Genomic DNA, 14,890 nt, shown 5'->3' with positions numbered 1-14,890 from the left:
TTAAAAGAGGTTTTTAACGATATTTGGATATACGCCTAATAGCAAAGTACCTAGGGTACAAGCCCACATAGCGAATTTGACTAATGCTGGCAATTCAATTCGCTCGATGTCGCCTTCTTTAAAGTAGATAGCAATAATTCCTTTGAAATAGTAATAAACTCCGATAGCTGACATGATGATCGCTAAGATTACTGGATAATATACGTGACGATTAAAGATGTCAGAGAAGACAAAGAATTTCCCCCAAAAACCTGCTGTCATTGGAATACCTGCCAAAGACAATAATGAGATGGTAAAGCAGAATGCTAAACCTGGGTTCTGCTTCGCCAAGCCTTCAAATGAACTGAAGTTTTCTGGTTTTTCTGTACGACCTGTTTGGTATTCTGCTACTAACATAACTACACCAAAAGCTACAATTGTGGCTAAAGTGTAGGATAAGGAATAATACAAGATGGTCGATGATGTACTTGCTTGGTTAGAGCTTAGAGTAATGAGTAGGTATCCGGCGTGCGAAATACTAGAGTAAGCTAGCATTCTTTTAACGGACTGCTGGTACACCGCTGTGATATTCCCCACTAAAAGTGTTAACATACTAATATAGTAGATCGGATATACCCATGTGCCATACAATGATCCAAAGGGACCTGTCAGCATTTGGTATAAGGCTGCAAAGCCAGCTGCCTTCACTACCGTTGACATGAACATCGTAAAGATAGTAGGTGCTCCTTCGTATACATCCGGCGTCCAGAAGTGGAAAGGTGCTGCCGAAATCTTGAATAGGAATCCGACTATAATTAATAAAACGCCAATCGATAAGAATACCGGCGTGGATGCTTGTGGGGTAGTTGCAATTACTTCTGCAATGTTTGTTAAATAGAAAGAACGCGTTGCTCCATACACGAGAGTAATTCCAAATAAAAGAATACCAGTTGCGAAAGAACCCATCAAGAAATATTTCAAGGCTGCCTCGTTCGAGCGTAAATTGCGTTTGTCAGAACCGGTTAACACATACATCGCTACCGATAGGATTTCAAGTCCCACAAAGAACATGATCAAATGATCGAATGAAACCATTAAAATGGCTCCTACTACCGAGAATAATAGAATCGCATAGTATTCTGCTGGATGTGTGTGCTCTTCGTCGATGCCAAAGCCTTTGGAAAAACTAACGACCATAAAGGCCGCTAATTGAATAATTAAGCTGAAGCTAATGGAAGTATTCGTGGTATGGAACATGCGTCCATACCATAACATTTCGTGATTCCAGTCCATAGCCGTTAAAGCCATGCTGCCCGCTAAAAACAAAAGCGTCGCAGCTTGGATGGTTTTTCTAGAAAGCCAAAAGCCCAAGAATAAATTTAAAATACCTAGAAGTGATAATGCAATGATAGCCGTCATAATGCTTTTACTAATATTTTATTTAAACCATTGGATTAATTGCTGAACCGCTGGTTCACTAAAACCTAAAACCGTTGATGGGAAAACACCACCCAAAATAACCAAGACACTTAAAGGAATTAACACTGCTTTCTCCGCAAAAGTCAAGTCCGCGAAATCAGAAGTGATTCGCGACACATTTCCGAACATCGATTTTTGGATCAATCGCAAGGTATATACTGCGCCCAAGATGATGGTGATTCCGGCGATAATACCTAAAGTTAAGTTTTGGTCAAATACACTCTTTAACAATAAGAACTCTCCGATGAAACCGTTCGTTAAAGGAAGTGCCACGGAACCTAAACTCAAGATCACGAAAGTGACAGTCAATGGATACGAGAATTGTGTGATGCCGCCTAATTGAGCGATCTCTCTCGATTTTGTTCTGCGTTCAATGATTTCAATGACGAAGAATAAACCGATGATGTTGATACCGTGAGATAACATTTGGTACAAGGCACCTTGAATACCTTCGATGCTTCCGGATAAAATACCGGCAGACATCAAGCCAACGTGAGCGAATGAGGAATAAGCTAATAAGCGTTTAGTGTCTTTTTGCTGAATGGCGATAATCGAACCATAGATTATACCGATCACAGAAAGGACAGATGCTGTCAATCCCCAAGTAGCAACGCCTAAAGGGAACATCGGAAGCACGAATCGAATCACACCGTAGGTACCCATCTTCAACATAATACCTGATAGCAACATCGTTCCTTGTGCAGGAGCCACGGTATACGTATCGGGCTGCCAGGTATGGAAAGGGAAAACCGGCATCTTGATGGCAAAAGCCAGGAAGAAGGCCGCAAATAAATAACCTTGTTGATCTGCGCTTAGGCCTTTCGCAGTTTGGTATAATACCTCAATATCTGCTGAATGAAATGGACCTGGTGTTAGCAAGTACACATAAACCAAGGCGATTAAGAAGAATAGCGAACCAAACAACGTATAAACAAAGAACTTAAACGTAATCGCATTTTTATTCTCGCCGCCATAAATTGCCGCAAGGAAATAAATAGGTAGCAAAGAAGCTTCAAAGAAGAAGTAAAACAAAAAGGCATCTTTTGCTAAGAACGCTCCCATTAAAGCCGTTTGCATCGCTAACATCAAACCCTGGAATTGGGAATTATTCGCACGATCCGTATTAGCAGTTGTGGCTACGATAAAGGGAACTAATAAAGTACAAAGTCCGATTAATACGCCGCTGATTCCATCTACATACAGCGAAAAGTATAATCCTTCTGATGCCAACCAAGGAGCAGAGAAGGAAACAGGATTTGAGCTAGCTTGTTGTAAAACAAAGGCGGTGGCCGCTAATTCAATGATGGATGCCGCTAGGGAAAGGACAAACGCGTTCTTTGGCTTGAAGATCAACAAAGCTGACCCAATCAAAAGCGGAAATAAAAGTATAAATAGTAGATACATAGCTGTTTGGCGATCGAATTATGGAAGGATCGTACTTTTTAAACTAACAAATAAAATGACAACGATGGCCGCGACCATACAGAATAAGTAGATGCCTACGTTTCCTGTTTGAGCTCGGCGGAACTCGCTCGAAGCATATTTCACAAAACGACCTAAACCTTCGACGAACAAGTCAATTACTAGGAAGTCGATCACTTGGAAGAAGAAGTTCGATAAGAAGGCAATAGGCTTCACAAATAGCATATCGTACAATTCATCGATATAGAATTTGTGGTAGATGATCTTTTGAATACCAGAAATCTCTGCGTCTTCAGATGGCACTGATTTCTGCATACCAAAAACGTAGATCGCTAAGAAAGCCGGCAAGAAGGCTGCTAATAATGGTGCACCACCCTCTAAACTCAAGAAGTTAACCTCACCCGCTGCACCTGCTTCTGGCAATAAGGGTGCTAACCAATGAGCTAAGAATTCATTTCCCCCTGCAAAGTGAGGCAAGTTGATTAAACCTCCACCTACAGAGAATACCGCTAATATAATCAACGGCAAAGTCATCGTGATAGGCGATTCGTGTAAATGATGTGCTTGTTTTTCCGTTCCTCTGAACTCTCCGTAGAAAGTTAAAATGAACACTCGGAACATATAGAAGGAGGTTAAAGCAGATCCTACAATTGCTAAACTCCACATTACTGGATCGTGGTGGTAAAGGCTGGCTAGGATCTCATCTTTCGAGAAGAAACCGGCGAATGGAGGAATACCCGCAATGGCGATAGTTCCTAGCATAAACGTGATGAACGTGATAGGCATCTTCGATTTCAATCCACCCATACGGCGAATATCTTGTTCGTCTGACATCGCGTGAATCACAGAACCCGCTCCTAAGAAAAGAAGGGCCTTGAAGAACGCGTGTGTCATCACGTGGAAGAACGACGCCGTATACGCTGAAGCGCCTAGACCCATAAACATATACCCTAACTGGGATACCGTAGAATAAGCAAGGACTTTCTTGATATCGTTTTGGAAAAGACCAATCGCTGCGCCTAATAAGGCCGTTGCTAAACCGATCCAACCTACAAAATGCAATACTTCAGGACTCAATTCAAACAAGGCATTCGCACGGATCACCATATAAATACCCGCCGTCACCATCGTGGCCGCGTGAATCAAAGCCGAAACAGGTGTAGGACCCGCCATGGCATCTGGAAGCCATGTAAACAACGGAATCTGCGCTGATTTACCCATCGCACCGATGAAAAGACAGAAAGCGATGATGCTTAAATCAGTCGTATAATCGCCACTTTGAATAGCAGTGAAAATCGTTTGGTAATCGGTTGTGCCAAAATCTTGAATCAACAAGAAGATACCCACTAGGAAACCTAGGTCACCGATACGGTTCATGATGAAGGCCTTGCGGGCTGCATCTCCGTAAGAATTCTTTTGATTCCAAAACCCGATCAACAAGTACGAACACAAACCTACGCCTTCCCATCCGATGAATAAGACGGTGAAATTTGCTCCTAAAACGAGGATTAACATAAAGAACACGAACAGGTTCAAGAAGGCAAAAAACTTGCCAAAACCCGCATCGTGGGACATATACCCAATCGAATACACGTGAATCAAGGTGCCCACTCCCGTGATGACGAGGAGCATCAAGATTGATAATTGATCGATTTGGAAGGCAAAAGGGATCTCTAAAGAACCTACCTTAATCCAATCCGCGATGGGAAGAATTTGTGCCTGACCGTCGAAATTCAAGAATAACTTAAGTGATAAGGCGAAGGCAACCAAGGGAGGAATCGTTCCAATGATGCCCGCGATTTGCTTCGGCAACTTCGGGTAGGCTAAACCATTAATAGCAAAGCCTAATAAGGGTAATAGTGGAATGAGGAATAGTAAAGACATATTAATTGGGCGGAATTTGCGCTTAATTAGTTTTTCAATTTGTTAAGAACACCGATATCGATGCTTTGGATATTTCGGTAAATCATCACGATAATCGCTAGACCGACAGCGACTTCTGCTGCGGCTACGGCCATAATGAAGAATACAAAAATTTGACCTGCTGGGTCAGAATAGTAGGAAGAAAAGGCAGCTAACAATAAGTTAACGGCATTTAACATTAATTCGATCGCCATAAAAACGATGATCGCGTTTCTACGTGTTAATACGCCCATAATACCAATGCAAAACAAAGCTGAGCTCAGCATAATGTAATGGGTTAATGGAATCGTACGGATAATTTCTGGTATTGATTGCATAGTCTTAAATAATAACAAAGGCTTCAGGCAAAAGCCCGTCCAAAAAATGCATTTATGCGAGGCAAAAATACGAAAATATCTGATAGCCTCGACATCAAAAATGCCTTAACGCTGAAAACCTTGCAATTTTATTTCGGTCAGTTTGCGCTTGGTGTCCATCGGGAAATCCCCCTTCATCATCCAGTCGTAATAGGATGGATCAGACTTCAACACATCAAGCACAGGTCTACCGATGTGTTTGCCAAAATTAAAGCAAGCCACGCGCTCTTTATTGTACGCCATTCGATTGGCGTAGTCAATTGAATTCGAGGCACTTAGTTCGTGCAGCTTATCCATGTCGTTTTGGATTGGGAAAACCTCCTTGCCATCCGCATCCTTGATGGCCTTGTTCGCGTAGTGTTTCACCTGCGCATTTAATACTTCTAAAGTGGCTAACACATCCGCCTCAGCTCCGTGTGCTCCGATTAATTCTTTGCCACAGTAAAATTGGTAAGCAGCAGTTAAATTACGCGGTTCCATTAAATGGAATATGCGTTGGGCATCCACTAATTTTCTGTTTTTCATATCGAAATCCACCTCAGCTCGAAGCATTTCCTCTACTAACATAGGTACATCGAAACGGTTGGAATTAAATCCGGCAAGATCGCAACCATCTAAAAAGGTGGATAAAGAGCGTGCCACCATTCGAAAGGTAGGTTCATCTTTCACATCTTCATCATAGATGCCATGCACTAAAGAAGCTTCTAAAGGAATCGGTATACCTGGATTCACGCGACGCGTTTTTACCTCCACGGTTCCGTCCAGATTTGCTTTAGCAATCGAAATTTCCACGATCCGATCGCGGTTAATTTGAATACCTGTCGTCTCTAAATCGAAAAATGCGAGGGGTCTCTTTAGTTGTAATTGATGTTCCATAGGATGTTTTAAAATGGGCTAGGGCAAAGGTAAGTTATTATTACCTTTGTTACATGAATTTTAGCCCGAAAGCACTTTTTTTTGACTGGGATCACACGCTGTGGGATCACGACCTGAATGCCAAAGAAGTTTTACTGGATTTAGCTGTCGAATACGAGCTAGCCATCGAGCCCTTAAGTTACTGGGCCAGCTTTGAAAAAATCAATAATGGGTTGTGGGACCAATATGCTGCAGGGGAAATTTCGCAGGCGGAACTACGGGAGACACGCTTCGTTCGCTTTTTTCAGGAGCTGCGCATCGAAGGGCCCTCTTCGGAGTTTGGGGATAAATACCTGGAACGTGCACCGCGCAAGACGAATTTGATGCCGGGGGCTTTTGAAGTCATTCAAGATTTAGCTGCTCATTTTCCTTTGTACATTTTGACGAATGGCTTCGACGATATTCAATACGTGAAGATTGAAGGGGCAGGGATGCGCTCCTTTTTCAAAGAAATTATTACGTCTCAGCAAGTAGGGACGAAGAAACCGAATCCTTTGTTTTTCGAATATGCCTTATCTCGTGCTGGGATTCAAGCACAGGACGCTTTGATGATCGGGGATCACGTAGAGGCTGATGTCCGAGGAGCGTTGAACGTGGGTATTCCCGCGATTCATTACAATCCCTTTTCGGTAGCAACGGATTTGCCGCACGAGATTCAGCATTTGGATGAATTGAGGGGATTACTCAAAAATCGATAATTGATTGTCGCTTGATTTGCGGTCAAAAATCTTCTTGTCCCGGATGAATTTCTTGTTCTCCTCTAAGAATAAAATGAACTTTTCGATCTGGTCGTATTGGAAACTGAAATCGATATTATTGACATCATAGGATTCTACGTAGACCTGTTTGAAATCAGTAATAACATAGTCCAGGCGTTGGATTCCGTATTTTTGCAAGCCTAACAAATACAGGTTCTGGTGGTTGGTTAAAAAGCGATTCGGCTCATAGTAAGCTGTGCTTTTTAGATCAAAAGCCACCGTGTCTCCCACACCATCAATATAGCCGTAAATCTGTGCGTTTTTATAGCGGGATTCTACGTAAAATTGGGTCTTATATTTTACCGGCAATAATTCGCGCGCTCGATCGATGATTCCCTCTGCAAACGCCTCTTCATTTTCGCCTAATGTTACCGCTCTCTCAAAATCTATCCCTTTTTGCTGCGCATTCGTTGTGGGTTTACGCACGCGATTGATCCGATCGATTAGCTCGATTTCATCCACGATGATTTTGCCATTTCCATCACGGGATTGGCTCACATAGAGGTTGAATGAATTTAAAAGCGTGGGATATAAGCGGTAAATCATGTCGCAATTTATTGAATTTGGAGGCGAGTCACAATTTCGTCTTCGATTAAATGCGATTTTGTGATCTCTGCTACATCTTCCACTTGTACATTACCGTAGAAAACGCCTTCTGGATAAACGACCATGGTGGGTCCTTTTCCACAGAAGTCAAGGCAGCCTGATTTTTGGACGCGGATTTTAGCCGTTCCACCTTGGGCTGCATAGCTCGCGCGGAAAGCGTCTACTAATTCCATTCCATGGCCTGAACCGCAACATTTTTTAGGGGCATCTTTGTCGTTAGCGCAGATAAATACGTGTTTTTCGAAGTGCATATAATTAGCTATTTAAAAGTAGTACGATAGGGCAATGATCGGAATGTTTCACATCCGGTAGGATAGAGGCGTGTTGGATTTTTTCTGCCAAAGCCTCAGATACCATTTGGTAATCTATTCGCCAGCCCAAATTCTTCCCTCGAGCTCCCGCGCGGTAGGACCACCAGCTGTAGTGGTGAGGTTCTGCATTGATTGCTCTAAATGAATCTACAAATCCGCGGCTCACGAACCCGTCCATCCATTCTCGTTCTTCCGGTAAGAAACCAGAACTGTTCGCGTTGCCTTTGGGGTTGTGGATGTCGATGGCTTTGTGGCAAATATTGTAATCGCCTGCGATAACTAAATTCGGAAATTCGATCTTCAGGGCATTGATGTAGTTTTGAAAATCGCCTAACCAGTCCATTTTGAAAGCTTGTCTTTCATCACCGCTAGAGCCGGATGGCATATAGACGCTCATCACAGAAAATCCGTCATAATCGGCTCGTATTACGCGACCTTCGGAGTCGTACTTATCGATACCGCAACCCACTGACACGTTATTTGGCCTAATTTTACTGAATATCGCTACGCCTGAATAACCTTTTTTCTGAGCGGAATGCCAATAGACCTCGTAGCCCAAAGCGAAAATTTCGGAAAGGTCCACTTGTTCTACTTCCGCCTTCAACTCTTGAATGCAGACGATATCCGGATTTTCTTCTTGAAGCCAAGAAACAAACCCTTTTGTAATAGCGGCACGAATGCCGTTCACGTTATAACTAATGATCTTCATTCGCGAATACCTCGGTTTTGAAATAATGAATGATATGTGCTTTTAACAGGATTTCTTGCTCTTTTAAAGGCAGCGAAGGAATTCCTTGCACGTTCTTCCAATGCGGCCAGCCTTCCTCGTCAAGGCCTTCCAATCGATAAAAATCGCTGTAGCTTAATACTTTGCAGGTGGCGATGTGTAGGAGATCTTGCTTTTGTTCTTTGGTAAAATGCGCATGTCCTTGTCCTAATTCCTGGACCCCGATCAGTAGCAATATGGGCTCCATTTCAGTAGGTCGCTTGCCAAACGAGTTTTCGAAAAAATCGAGAATCATCTCCCATTCTTCTTTGACTAAACTTGGCTCGAATTCCATAAAGGGTGTAAATTTAATGAGGTGCAAATTAGCCACAAAAAAATGATTAATTGCCGTAGATGTCGTAATTTTGAAAACCAATAACCCTAAAAGTAGTTTATAAAATGCATTCAATTGCACAAAAGCGTACATTCTCAACACATACTCCTCTTAAACGAACCTTTAAAAAAATGAAATCCTTTTCCATCCCCTCTTTGTTTAAGAGTAATTTGATCGGTCGGATTAAGGAGGCTCGTCGTGTACAAGATAAATTAAAGAAGGATTTTACGCCTACTTTTTTGGATTTCGGTCCGGTGGAAGTGTTGCTTTCGCGGCATTTCGGTTTCTGTTACGGAGTGGAAAATGCAGTAGAGACAGCTTACCAGATTATAGATCAAAATCCAGATAAACGCATTTTCTTATTATCAGAAATGATTCATAATCCTGCCGTTAACGCAGATTTATTGGATCGTGGGGTGCGATTTATACAAGACACACACGGAAATCAAATAGTTGAATGGTCGGAGTTGAGCTCGAACGATGTGGTGATTGTACCCGCATTTGGAACGACTTTGGAGACGCAAGCTATCTTGCAATCCCGCGGAATTGATCCCTACGCGTATGATACGACCTGTCCATTTGTGGAGAAGGTATGGAATAGGGCGGAGGCGATAGGTAAGAAGGATTACACGGTGATTGTACACGGAAAACCTAGTCACGAGGAAACCAAGGCTACTTTTTCGCATTCGCAATCCGTTACACCCACCTTAATTATTAAGGATATCAAGCAGGCCATTGCTTTATCTGCCTATATCAAGGAAGAGAAATCAGCGGAAGAGTTTTATGTTGAATTTGAAGGGCAATATTCAGTGGGTTTTGATCCTTTAAAAGATTTAAAACGCATCGGAGTGGTGAATCAGACGACGATGTTAGCTACAGATACACAAGAAATTGTGGATTATTTACGCCAAATCATCCGCTTACACTTTCAATTATCCCCAGAAAATATCAAGGAGTACTTTGCTGATACGCGCGATACGCTTTGTTATGCAACAAACGATAATCAAAGTGCGACTTACGGTCTATTAGCCGAGGAGGCCGATTTTGCGATTGTCGCTGGTGGTTATAATTCTTCGAACACAGCCCATCTAGTGGATTTGTGTGTCGAGAAATTGCCTACCTATTTCATCAAGAATGCGGAAAAATTGATTTCTGGGGACCAGGTCCTGCATTTTGATAACGGGGTCAAAGAGGAGCGTGTGTCCACTTCCTTCATTCCTTCTAACGAGAAAACGCGTGTTTTGTTAACCTGCGGTGCTTCTTGCCCAGACGCGGTGATGGAAGAAATCTTGCGCAAGCTCGTTTCGTTTTTCCCGGGAGCTAAGGACGTGGATGAAGTGGTTAATAGGAATCTACAATCTTCTTAACGGCAGGCAAGTAACCCTCACCGAACAGATTCACGTGCACTAAAAGCGGGTATAGATTGTACAAGGGAATACGTTCGTGAAATCCTTTTTCAATGGGAAAATTCGCGTGATAGGCTTCGTAGAAACCTTCTTCAAATCCTCCAAACATCGTCGTAAAAGCAAGTTCCGCTTCTCTAAATCCAAAATAACAAGCTGGATCCACCAGTGTAATTAATCCTTCTGGATTTGTCATTACATTACCGGACCAAAGATCCCCATGCAGTAAAGCGGACTTTTCATTTGGCAAAAGCGATGGTAGTTTTTCAAACAAAACTTCAAATTTTGCCTCTAGAGCAGCGTCGATTTTACGATCATAGATTGCTCTAGTCAATTGGTTGCTTAAGCGATGTTCGATGAAAAACGCGATGCCATCTTGATTCCAGCTGTTGATTTGTGGCGCGGCTCCGATGTAATTCGTGTAGTCGAGCCCGTGCCCGTTTTCTGACGAATTTTTGTGCAATCGAGCCAGCTTTTCCCCAAAATCCCCCCAATAATTAGCTGCCTTTTCTCCTGATGGAATGCATTCCATCATCAAATATTCCTTTTCCTCCATCGTCCCCGTCCCGATCACGCTCGGTACAGAAATGGAGGAAGTTTTTCCGATTAAATCTAGGTTTTTTGCTTCAGCATCAAATAAACCTTGGTGATCACCTTGATTCCATTTGATGAAGTATTCGTCCGCATTTTTCAATTGCACACGCACTGCCAAGTTAAAATTCCCCCCATAGAAAAATTCTAAGTCCTTCACCTCGGTGTTGTCACCTAAATGATGCTGGATAATTTTATCAATAAACTGGTATTGTGCTTGCGTTTCAGTGGACATAGGACAAAATTACCTTATTTTCTTTTAAAAAGCGGAACCGTACTGCAGGGTTCTCCAAAAAACAGGCTCTTCGCCACTGGTTGTAATAGCTGGGTGATTTTCAAATAGGCTTCGGTAGGAACCGATTCTTTGGAACACCCCTTGATGACTATTTTGGCATCCTGAAAATCTTCCGGCTTTATTTTCGCCAAAGCTAGTTCAAACAAGGCCTTTTCTAAATCAGCTAAATTTCCGAAAACGAGTGTCTGCGCAAAAGGAGTTAACTGAACTCCTAATAACATATAGGCCCAGGTGGGAATAATCGCATCTTCGCTGCAACCCACCGCCACATGCTTTCCTGCGTAACTAGACCAATCATTACTAGCGATGAACTCTCTAAAGTCCTTCTCGCGCAGGGCGATCCCTTGAAATAATTGCTCTTTGATGTCGATGTAAACGCGGTCTCCTGGAACGCGTAAATCTTCTAAATCGATTTGCGTTAGTCCACTTTGATTTACTCTATTGATGATTTCCTCCGCCATGTTACAAGGATTTTAGTTTCGGTTTTATGCCCATATATTCTTTTAAATAGTCGGGCTCTTTTGTAACGAGGTTCTCGAATTTTTGGTTCAGAAATGCGTCATGTGCTAATTTACCCATGTATTTTGCCTCTGGTAATAAAGGTCCATCCAAGAACGTGATAGCTGGATGCGTACAGCTTTCTTGCCATTTTGCAGATCCATTGCCGAACGCTACTAAAGAAGTATAAGCTTGATAAGATTCAGGGGTTAAAATGTGCGCTTCTTGTGGAGATAATTCCGCTAATGCTGACGAATAAATCGCTGCATAAACCTCCATTCTACGTGCATCTAGCATCGGCAAAAGGAGTGATCCCTCTGGTGCTTCGACTGCGGAGGCTAACACCTGCAAAGTAGGCAAACAGATTAATGGCTTGTCCAAAGCGAAGCAAATTCCTTTCGCCGTCGCTAAACCAATCCGTAAGCCAGTATAAGAACCGGGTCCGTTTGAAACGGCTACGGCGGATAGTTCAGCAAGCGCAAGACCCGCTGTCTTCATCACTTTTTCAATCAAAAGTGTCAGCGATTTGGAATGAGAACCCTCTTCGGTAACTAATTCCTGCTTGATCAATTGCCCGTTTTCGTGAAGGGCAACGGAGCAGTTTTGGGTCGACGTATCTACACTTAGGATCAGACTCATTTCAAAGAGGTAATTAATTCCACACCTTTTAAAAGGCTCGGATCATTTTCAAAAGACCATTCATTAATCCCTTTTTTCAGGTAATAATGGTGCACTATTTCTTGTTCTAATAACGCCGAAATCACTTTTTTGTTCGCATTCATTTCTTTAGCGACCGATGAATCCCACTCCGGCTTGATTTTCTCCAGCGTTGCCGTCAAATTAGCATACAAAGGATCTTTCTGCGTTTCCTTTAATACATCTCGCATCTGTTTTTCTAGCGGACTTTCATACTTGAATTTACTCGCTTTCACCCATTGAATAAACGCATCGAATGCGGGCTCAGTTAAATGGAAATTAGCTGCAGAAGAAATCGAGGCATGTTGTAATTTGAATAGACGGGCATATTGAAAAAAGATTTTCTCTTTCATTAATTGCTGAATCAAACTATTCGCTTGGGGTCTACCCACCAATACATCGGGTTCAATTCCTCCACCCGCATTGACTTTTCTACCGTTTCGCGTTTTGAATTCGCGCTTTGTGGTGTCTTTATTTTCGGAATAATCGATGGCCTGAATGCAGCGACCACTTGGGATATAATATTTGGCTGTTGTAATCTTGATTTTCGCACGGTATGGTAATTCGCGTGTCACCTGTACGAGGCCTTTACCAAAACTGCGTTGTCCTACAATGGTCGCTCGATCATAATCCTGTAAAACACCCGCCACAATTTCAGCTGCTGATGCCGAGTTTTGGTTGATTAAAACGACGATGGGTATAGAGGTATCCCAGCTGGAATTTAAGGCTTTGTAATTCGCATTCCACTCTTGTAATTTCCCCTTCGTGCTAACGATGGGCGTTTCTTTTTGTAGAAACAGATTACAAATATCTATGGCTTGAGTCAACAAACCACCTGGATTGTTACGTAAATCCAAGATCAATTTCTTCATCCCCTCCTTCTTTAATTGAACGAGGGCTGCCTTCATTTCTTTCGTTGCAGACTGATTAAATTCTTCTAATTCGATGTAACCGACCCCTGGTCGAATGATTCCTGCATAGCCCACATTTTTGATTTGAACGGTGGAGCGGTTGATGCTTAAACTCAATTGAGCATCTCCTCGTTTAATCTCTGCAATTAATTTACTGTCTTTAGGCCCTTTTATAAGAATACTCGGGTCAGACTCCTCGGTAATTTGGTTTCCATTAATGGAAATTAATTGATCGCCTATTTGCAATCCTGCTTGCAAGGCAGGGCTCGATTCATCGACATAGGTAATGTAATAGCCTTTTTCCACCCAAGAAGCGCGTATTCCTATTCCTTCGTATTTTCCAGTGGTTAGTGTCGTAAATTCGTCCAAATCTTCCTCTGGATAATAGACGGTGTAAGGATCTAATTGATCCAGCATTCCATCGATGGAATTGGTAACTACCTTATTTGCATCAATCGGGTCTACGTAGAATTGATTTAATTCTTTGATGACACTGGCATAGATATCCAGGTTTTTTGCGAGATCAAACAACTGATCGGCCCGGTTAAAGGCCCATAAGCCTAATCCTAACAATACGAGAAGGCTTATTTTAAGTAGTTGCTTCATTCGTTTGGGTGAATTTGTCTAAAATGGCGGCCATTTTTTTGTGGATTTTGTCCGAAGGTTCGATTGAGGAACCAATATAGACAAAAGCCAATACATCTGGAAGTTTTGCTTTTCCCTCTACTTGAAAATGGGGTTTGTTCAGGCGATAGGCCTCGCGGATGCGACGCTTGAGGGTATTTCGGTCCACAGCTTTCGAAAAACGACGCTTCGGTACTGAAATTAAAATCTGTGGATCGGCTAAATCCACCTCGTAGGGATTTTCGCGGATGTATAAAACACGAAAAGGATAGACAAACCGTTCTTCAACGACTCGACTATCCTTCTCGAATAAGGAATCTATAATCTTAATGTGCGTTAGACGCTCTGATTTAGAAAATGTAAATTTCAAAGCAGGAATACTAAGTGTACAACAATAGCAAACCAGAAATCTTCTTTTCTAAGATCTATGGCTTATTTGCCTCTTTTTTCGTCTGAAACAGTCAACTTGTGACGTCCTTTAGCACGACGGTTTGTCAATACGCGACGACCGTTTGCCGTAGACATACGCTCACGGAAACCGTGTTTGTTCTTTCTCTTACGTACAGAGGGTTGAAAAGTTCTTTTCATTTCTTTATTTATTAAAGCAGCCCATCATTTCGATTGGGGCTTGCAAAGGTAAAACAAAATATTTATTCATCAAGCTTACACTTGACAGGTCCTTAAACCTTGATTTCTACGTCTACTCCTGATGGCAATTCTAATTTCATCAAAGCATCTACTGTTTTAGCAGAAGAGGAGAAGATGTCGATTAGACGCTTGTAAGTACATAATTGGAATTGCTCACGTGCTTTCTTGTTAACGTGTGGTGAACGTAAAACAGTGAATTTCTCAATTTTTGTAGGAAGTGGGATAGGGCCAGAAACAACTGCTCCTGTAGCTTTTACCGCTTTAACGATTTTCTCTGCTGATTTGTCTACCAAAGAGTGGTCAAATGACTTCAGCTTAATGCGAATTTTTTGATTCATAAAAGATGGTTCTTTAAATGATTAAGCAGCGAAAGAA

At 42.2% G+C, this 14,890-nt stretch carries 18 protein-coding genes; 2 read left to right on the top strand and 16 right to left on the bottom strand.

The window, feature by feature from the left end; translation table 11 throughout:
- The 5 genes from ACRZ9O_RS08135 to ACRZ9O_RS08115 form a co-directional block, all read right to left on the bottom strand.
- The gene (locus tag ACRZ9O_RS08135) at positions 1–1,398 is read right to left on the bottom strand and encodes an NADH-quinone oxidoreductase subunit N (RefSeq protein WP_459458104.1); all 1,398 of its coding nucleotides are present in this window, start codon (positions 1,396–1,398) and stop codon (positions 1–3) included.
- Between the two features lie 18 nt (positions 1,399–1,416).
- A complete protein-coding gene (locus ACRZ9O_RS08130) occupies positions 1,417–2,862 on the bottom strand; it encodes a complex I subunit 4 family protein (RefSeq protein ID WP_459458102.1) in 1,446 nt (481 codons plus the stop codon).
- 18 nt (positions 2,863–2,880) lie between these two features.
- The gene (gene nuoL, locus ACRZ9O_RS08125) at positions 2,881–4,764 is read right to left on the bottom strand and encodes an NADH-quinone oxidoreductase subunit L (protein WP_459458100.1); all 1,884 of its coding nucleotides are present in this window, start codon (positions 4,762–4,764) and stop codon (positions 2,881–2,883) included.
- A gap of 26 nt (positions 4,765–4,790) precedes the next feature.
- Positions 4,791–5,120 (bottom strand): NADH-quinone oxidoreductase subunit NuoK, encoded by a 330-nt coding sequence (gene nuoK / locus ACRZ9O_RS08120; protein ID WP_223131531.1) that lies wholly within the window; start codon positions 5,118–5,120, stop codon positions 4,791–4,793.
- A gap of 105 nt (positions 5,121–5,225) precedes the next feature.
- Positions 5,226–6,035 (bottom strand): exonuclease domain-containing protein, encoded by an 810-nt coding sequence (locus ACRZ9O_RS08115; RefSeq protein WP_459458098.1) that lies wholly within the window; start codon positions 6,033–6,035, stop codon positions 5,226–5,228.
- A 53-nt stretch (positions 6,036–6,088) separates the two neighbouring features.
- Between ACRZ9O_RS08115 and ACRZ9O_RS08110 the strand changes: the two genes are divergently transcribed.
- Complete coding sequence (locus tag ACRZ9O_RS08110) at positions 6,089–6,772, top strand: YjjG family noncanonical pyrimidine nucleotidase (RefSeq protein ID WP_459458096.1); 684 nt, start codon at positions 6,089–6,091, stop codon at positions 6,770–6,772.
- Here the strand turns inward: ACRZ9O_RS08110 and ACRZ9O_RS08105 are convergent.
- The 4 genes from ACRZ9O_RS08105 to ACRZ9O_RS08090 are packed head-to-tail and all read right to left on the bottom strand — an operon-like array spanning position 6,755 to position 8,810.
- The gene (locus ACRZ9O_RS08105; RefSeq protein WP_459458094.1) at positions 6,755–7,378 is read right to left on the bottom strand and encodes a hypothetical protein; all 624 of its coding nucleotides are present in this window, start codon (positions 7,376–7,378) and stop codon (positions 6,755–6,757) included. The two genes, ACRZ9O_RS08110 and ACRZ9O_RS08105, sit on opposite strands and share 18 nt — an antisense overlap.
- Positions 7,379–7,386: 8 nt before the next feature.
- A complete protein-coding gene (locus ACRZ9O_RS08100; RefSeq protein ID WP_395617490.1) occupies positions 7,387–7,689 on the bottom strand; it encodes a (2Fe-2S) ferredoxin domain-containing protein in 303 nt (100 codons plus the stop codon).
- 4 nt (positions 7,690–7,693) lie between these two features.
- Entirely contained in the window at positions 7,694–8,458 is a 765-nt protein-coding gene (locus tag ACRZ9O_RS08095) for an exodeoxyribonuclease III (RefSeq protein WP_459458092.1), read from the bottom strand.
- Complete coding sequence (locus tag ACRZ9O_RS08090; protein ID WP_459458090.1) at positions 8,445–8,810, bottom strand: hypothetical protein; 366 nt, start codon at positions 8,808–8,810, stop codon at positions 8,445–8,447. The genes ACRZ9O_RS08095 and ACRZ9O_RS08090 overlap by 14 nt, the downstream gene beginning before the upstream one ends.
- 104 nt (positions 8,811–8,914) lie before the next feature.
- On the opposite strand from ACRZ9O_RS08090, the gene ACRZ9O_RS08085 reads away from it, so the two are divergent.
- A complete protein-coding gene (locus tag ACRZ9O_RS08085; RefSeq protein WP_459458088.1) occupies positions 8,915–10,216 on the top strand; it encodes a 4-hydroxy-3-methylbut-2-enyl diphosphate reductase in 1,302 nt (433 codons plus the stop codon).
- Here ACRZ9O_RS08085 and ACRZ9O_RS08080 read toward each other — a convergent pair.
- The 7 genes from ACRZ9O_RS08080 to rpsJ all read right to left on the bottom strand — a co-directional run bounded on the left by ACRZ9O_RS08080 (position 10,191) and on the right by rpsJ (position 14,853).
- Positions 10,191–11,078 (bottom strand): fructosamine kinase family protein, encoded by an 888-nt coding sequence (locus tag ACRZ9O_RS08080; protein ID WP_459458086.1) that lies wholly within the window; start codon positions 11,076–11,078, stop codon positions 10,191–10,193. The two genes, ACRZ9O_RS08085 and ACRZ9O_RS08080, sit on opposite strands and share 26 nt — an antisense overlap.
- Before the next feature lie 14 nt (positions 11,079–11,092).
- The gene (locus ACRZ9O_RS08075; RefSeq protein WP_459458084.1) at positions 11,093–11,599 is read right to left on the bottom strand and encodes a DUF2480 family protein; all 507 of its coding nucleotides are present in this window, start codon (positions 11,597–11,599) and stop codon (positions 11,093–11,095) included.
- A 1-nt stretch (position 11,600) separates the two neighbouring features.
- Complete coding sequence (gene tsaB / locus ACRZ9O_RS08070; RefSeq protein ID WP_459458082.1) at positions 11,601–12,275, bottom strand: tRNA (adenosine(37)-N6)-threonylcarbamoyltransferase complex dimerization subunit type 1 TsaB; 675 nt, start codon at positions 12,273–12,275, stop codon at positions 11,601–11,603.
- Entirely contained in the window at positions 12,272–13,849 is a 1,578-nt protein-coding gene (locus tag ACRZ9O_RS08065; protein WP_459458080.1) for a S41 family peptidase, read from the bottom strand. Before ACRZ9O_RS08065 ends, tsaB begins: the two co-directional genes overlap by 4 nt.
- Complete coding sequence (locus ACRZ9O_RS08060) at positions 13,833–14,237, bottom strand: ribonuclease P protein component (protein WP_459458078.1); 405 nt, start codon at positions 14,235–14,237, stop codon at positions 13,833–13,835. The genes ACRZ9O_RS08065 and ACRZ9O_RS08060 overlap by 17 nt, the downstream gene beginning before the upstream one ends.
- Positions 14,238–14,299: 62 nt before the next feature.
- Positions 14,300–14,455 (bottom strand): 50S ribosomal protein L34, encoded by a 156-nt coding sequence (gene rpmH, locus ACRZ9O_RS08055; protein WP_130895343.1) that lies wholly within the window; start codon positions 14,453–14,455, stop codon positions 14,300–14,302.
- 92 nt (positions 14,456–14,547) lie between these two features.
- Complete coding sequence (gene rpsJ, locus ACRZ9O_RS08050) at positions 14,548–14,853, bottom strand: 30S ribosomal protein S10 (RefSeq protein WP_130895342.1); 306 nt, start codon at positions 14,851–14,853, stop codon at positions 14,548–14,550.
- Between the last annotated feature and the right edge of the window lie 37 nt (positions 14,854–14,890).

This window comes from Aquirufa sp. HETE-40SA (genome assembly GCF_054558635.1).
Note: the sequence above shows the minus strand (reverse complement) of the source record. Positions and strands in the feature narration are given on the sequence as shown.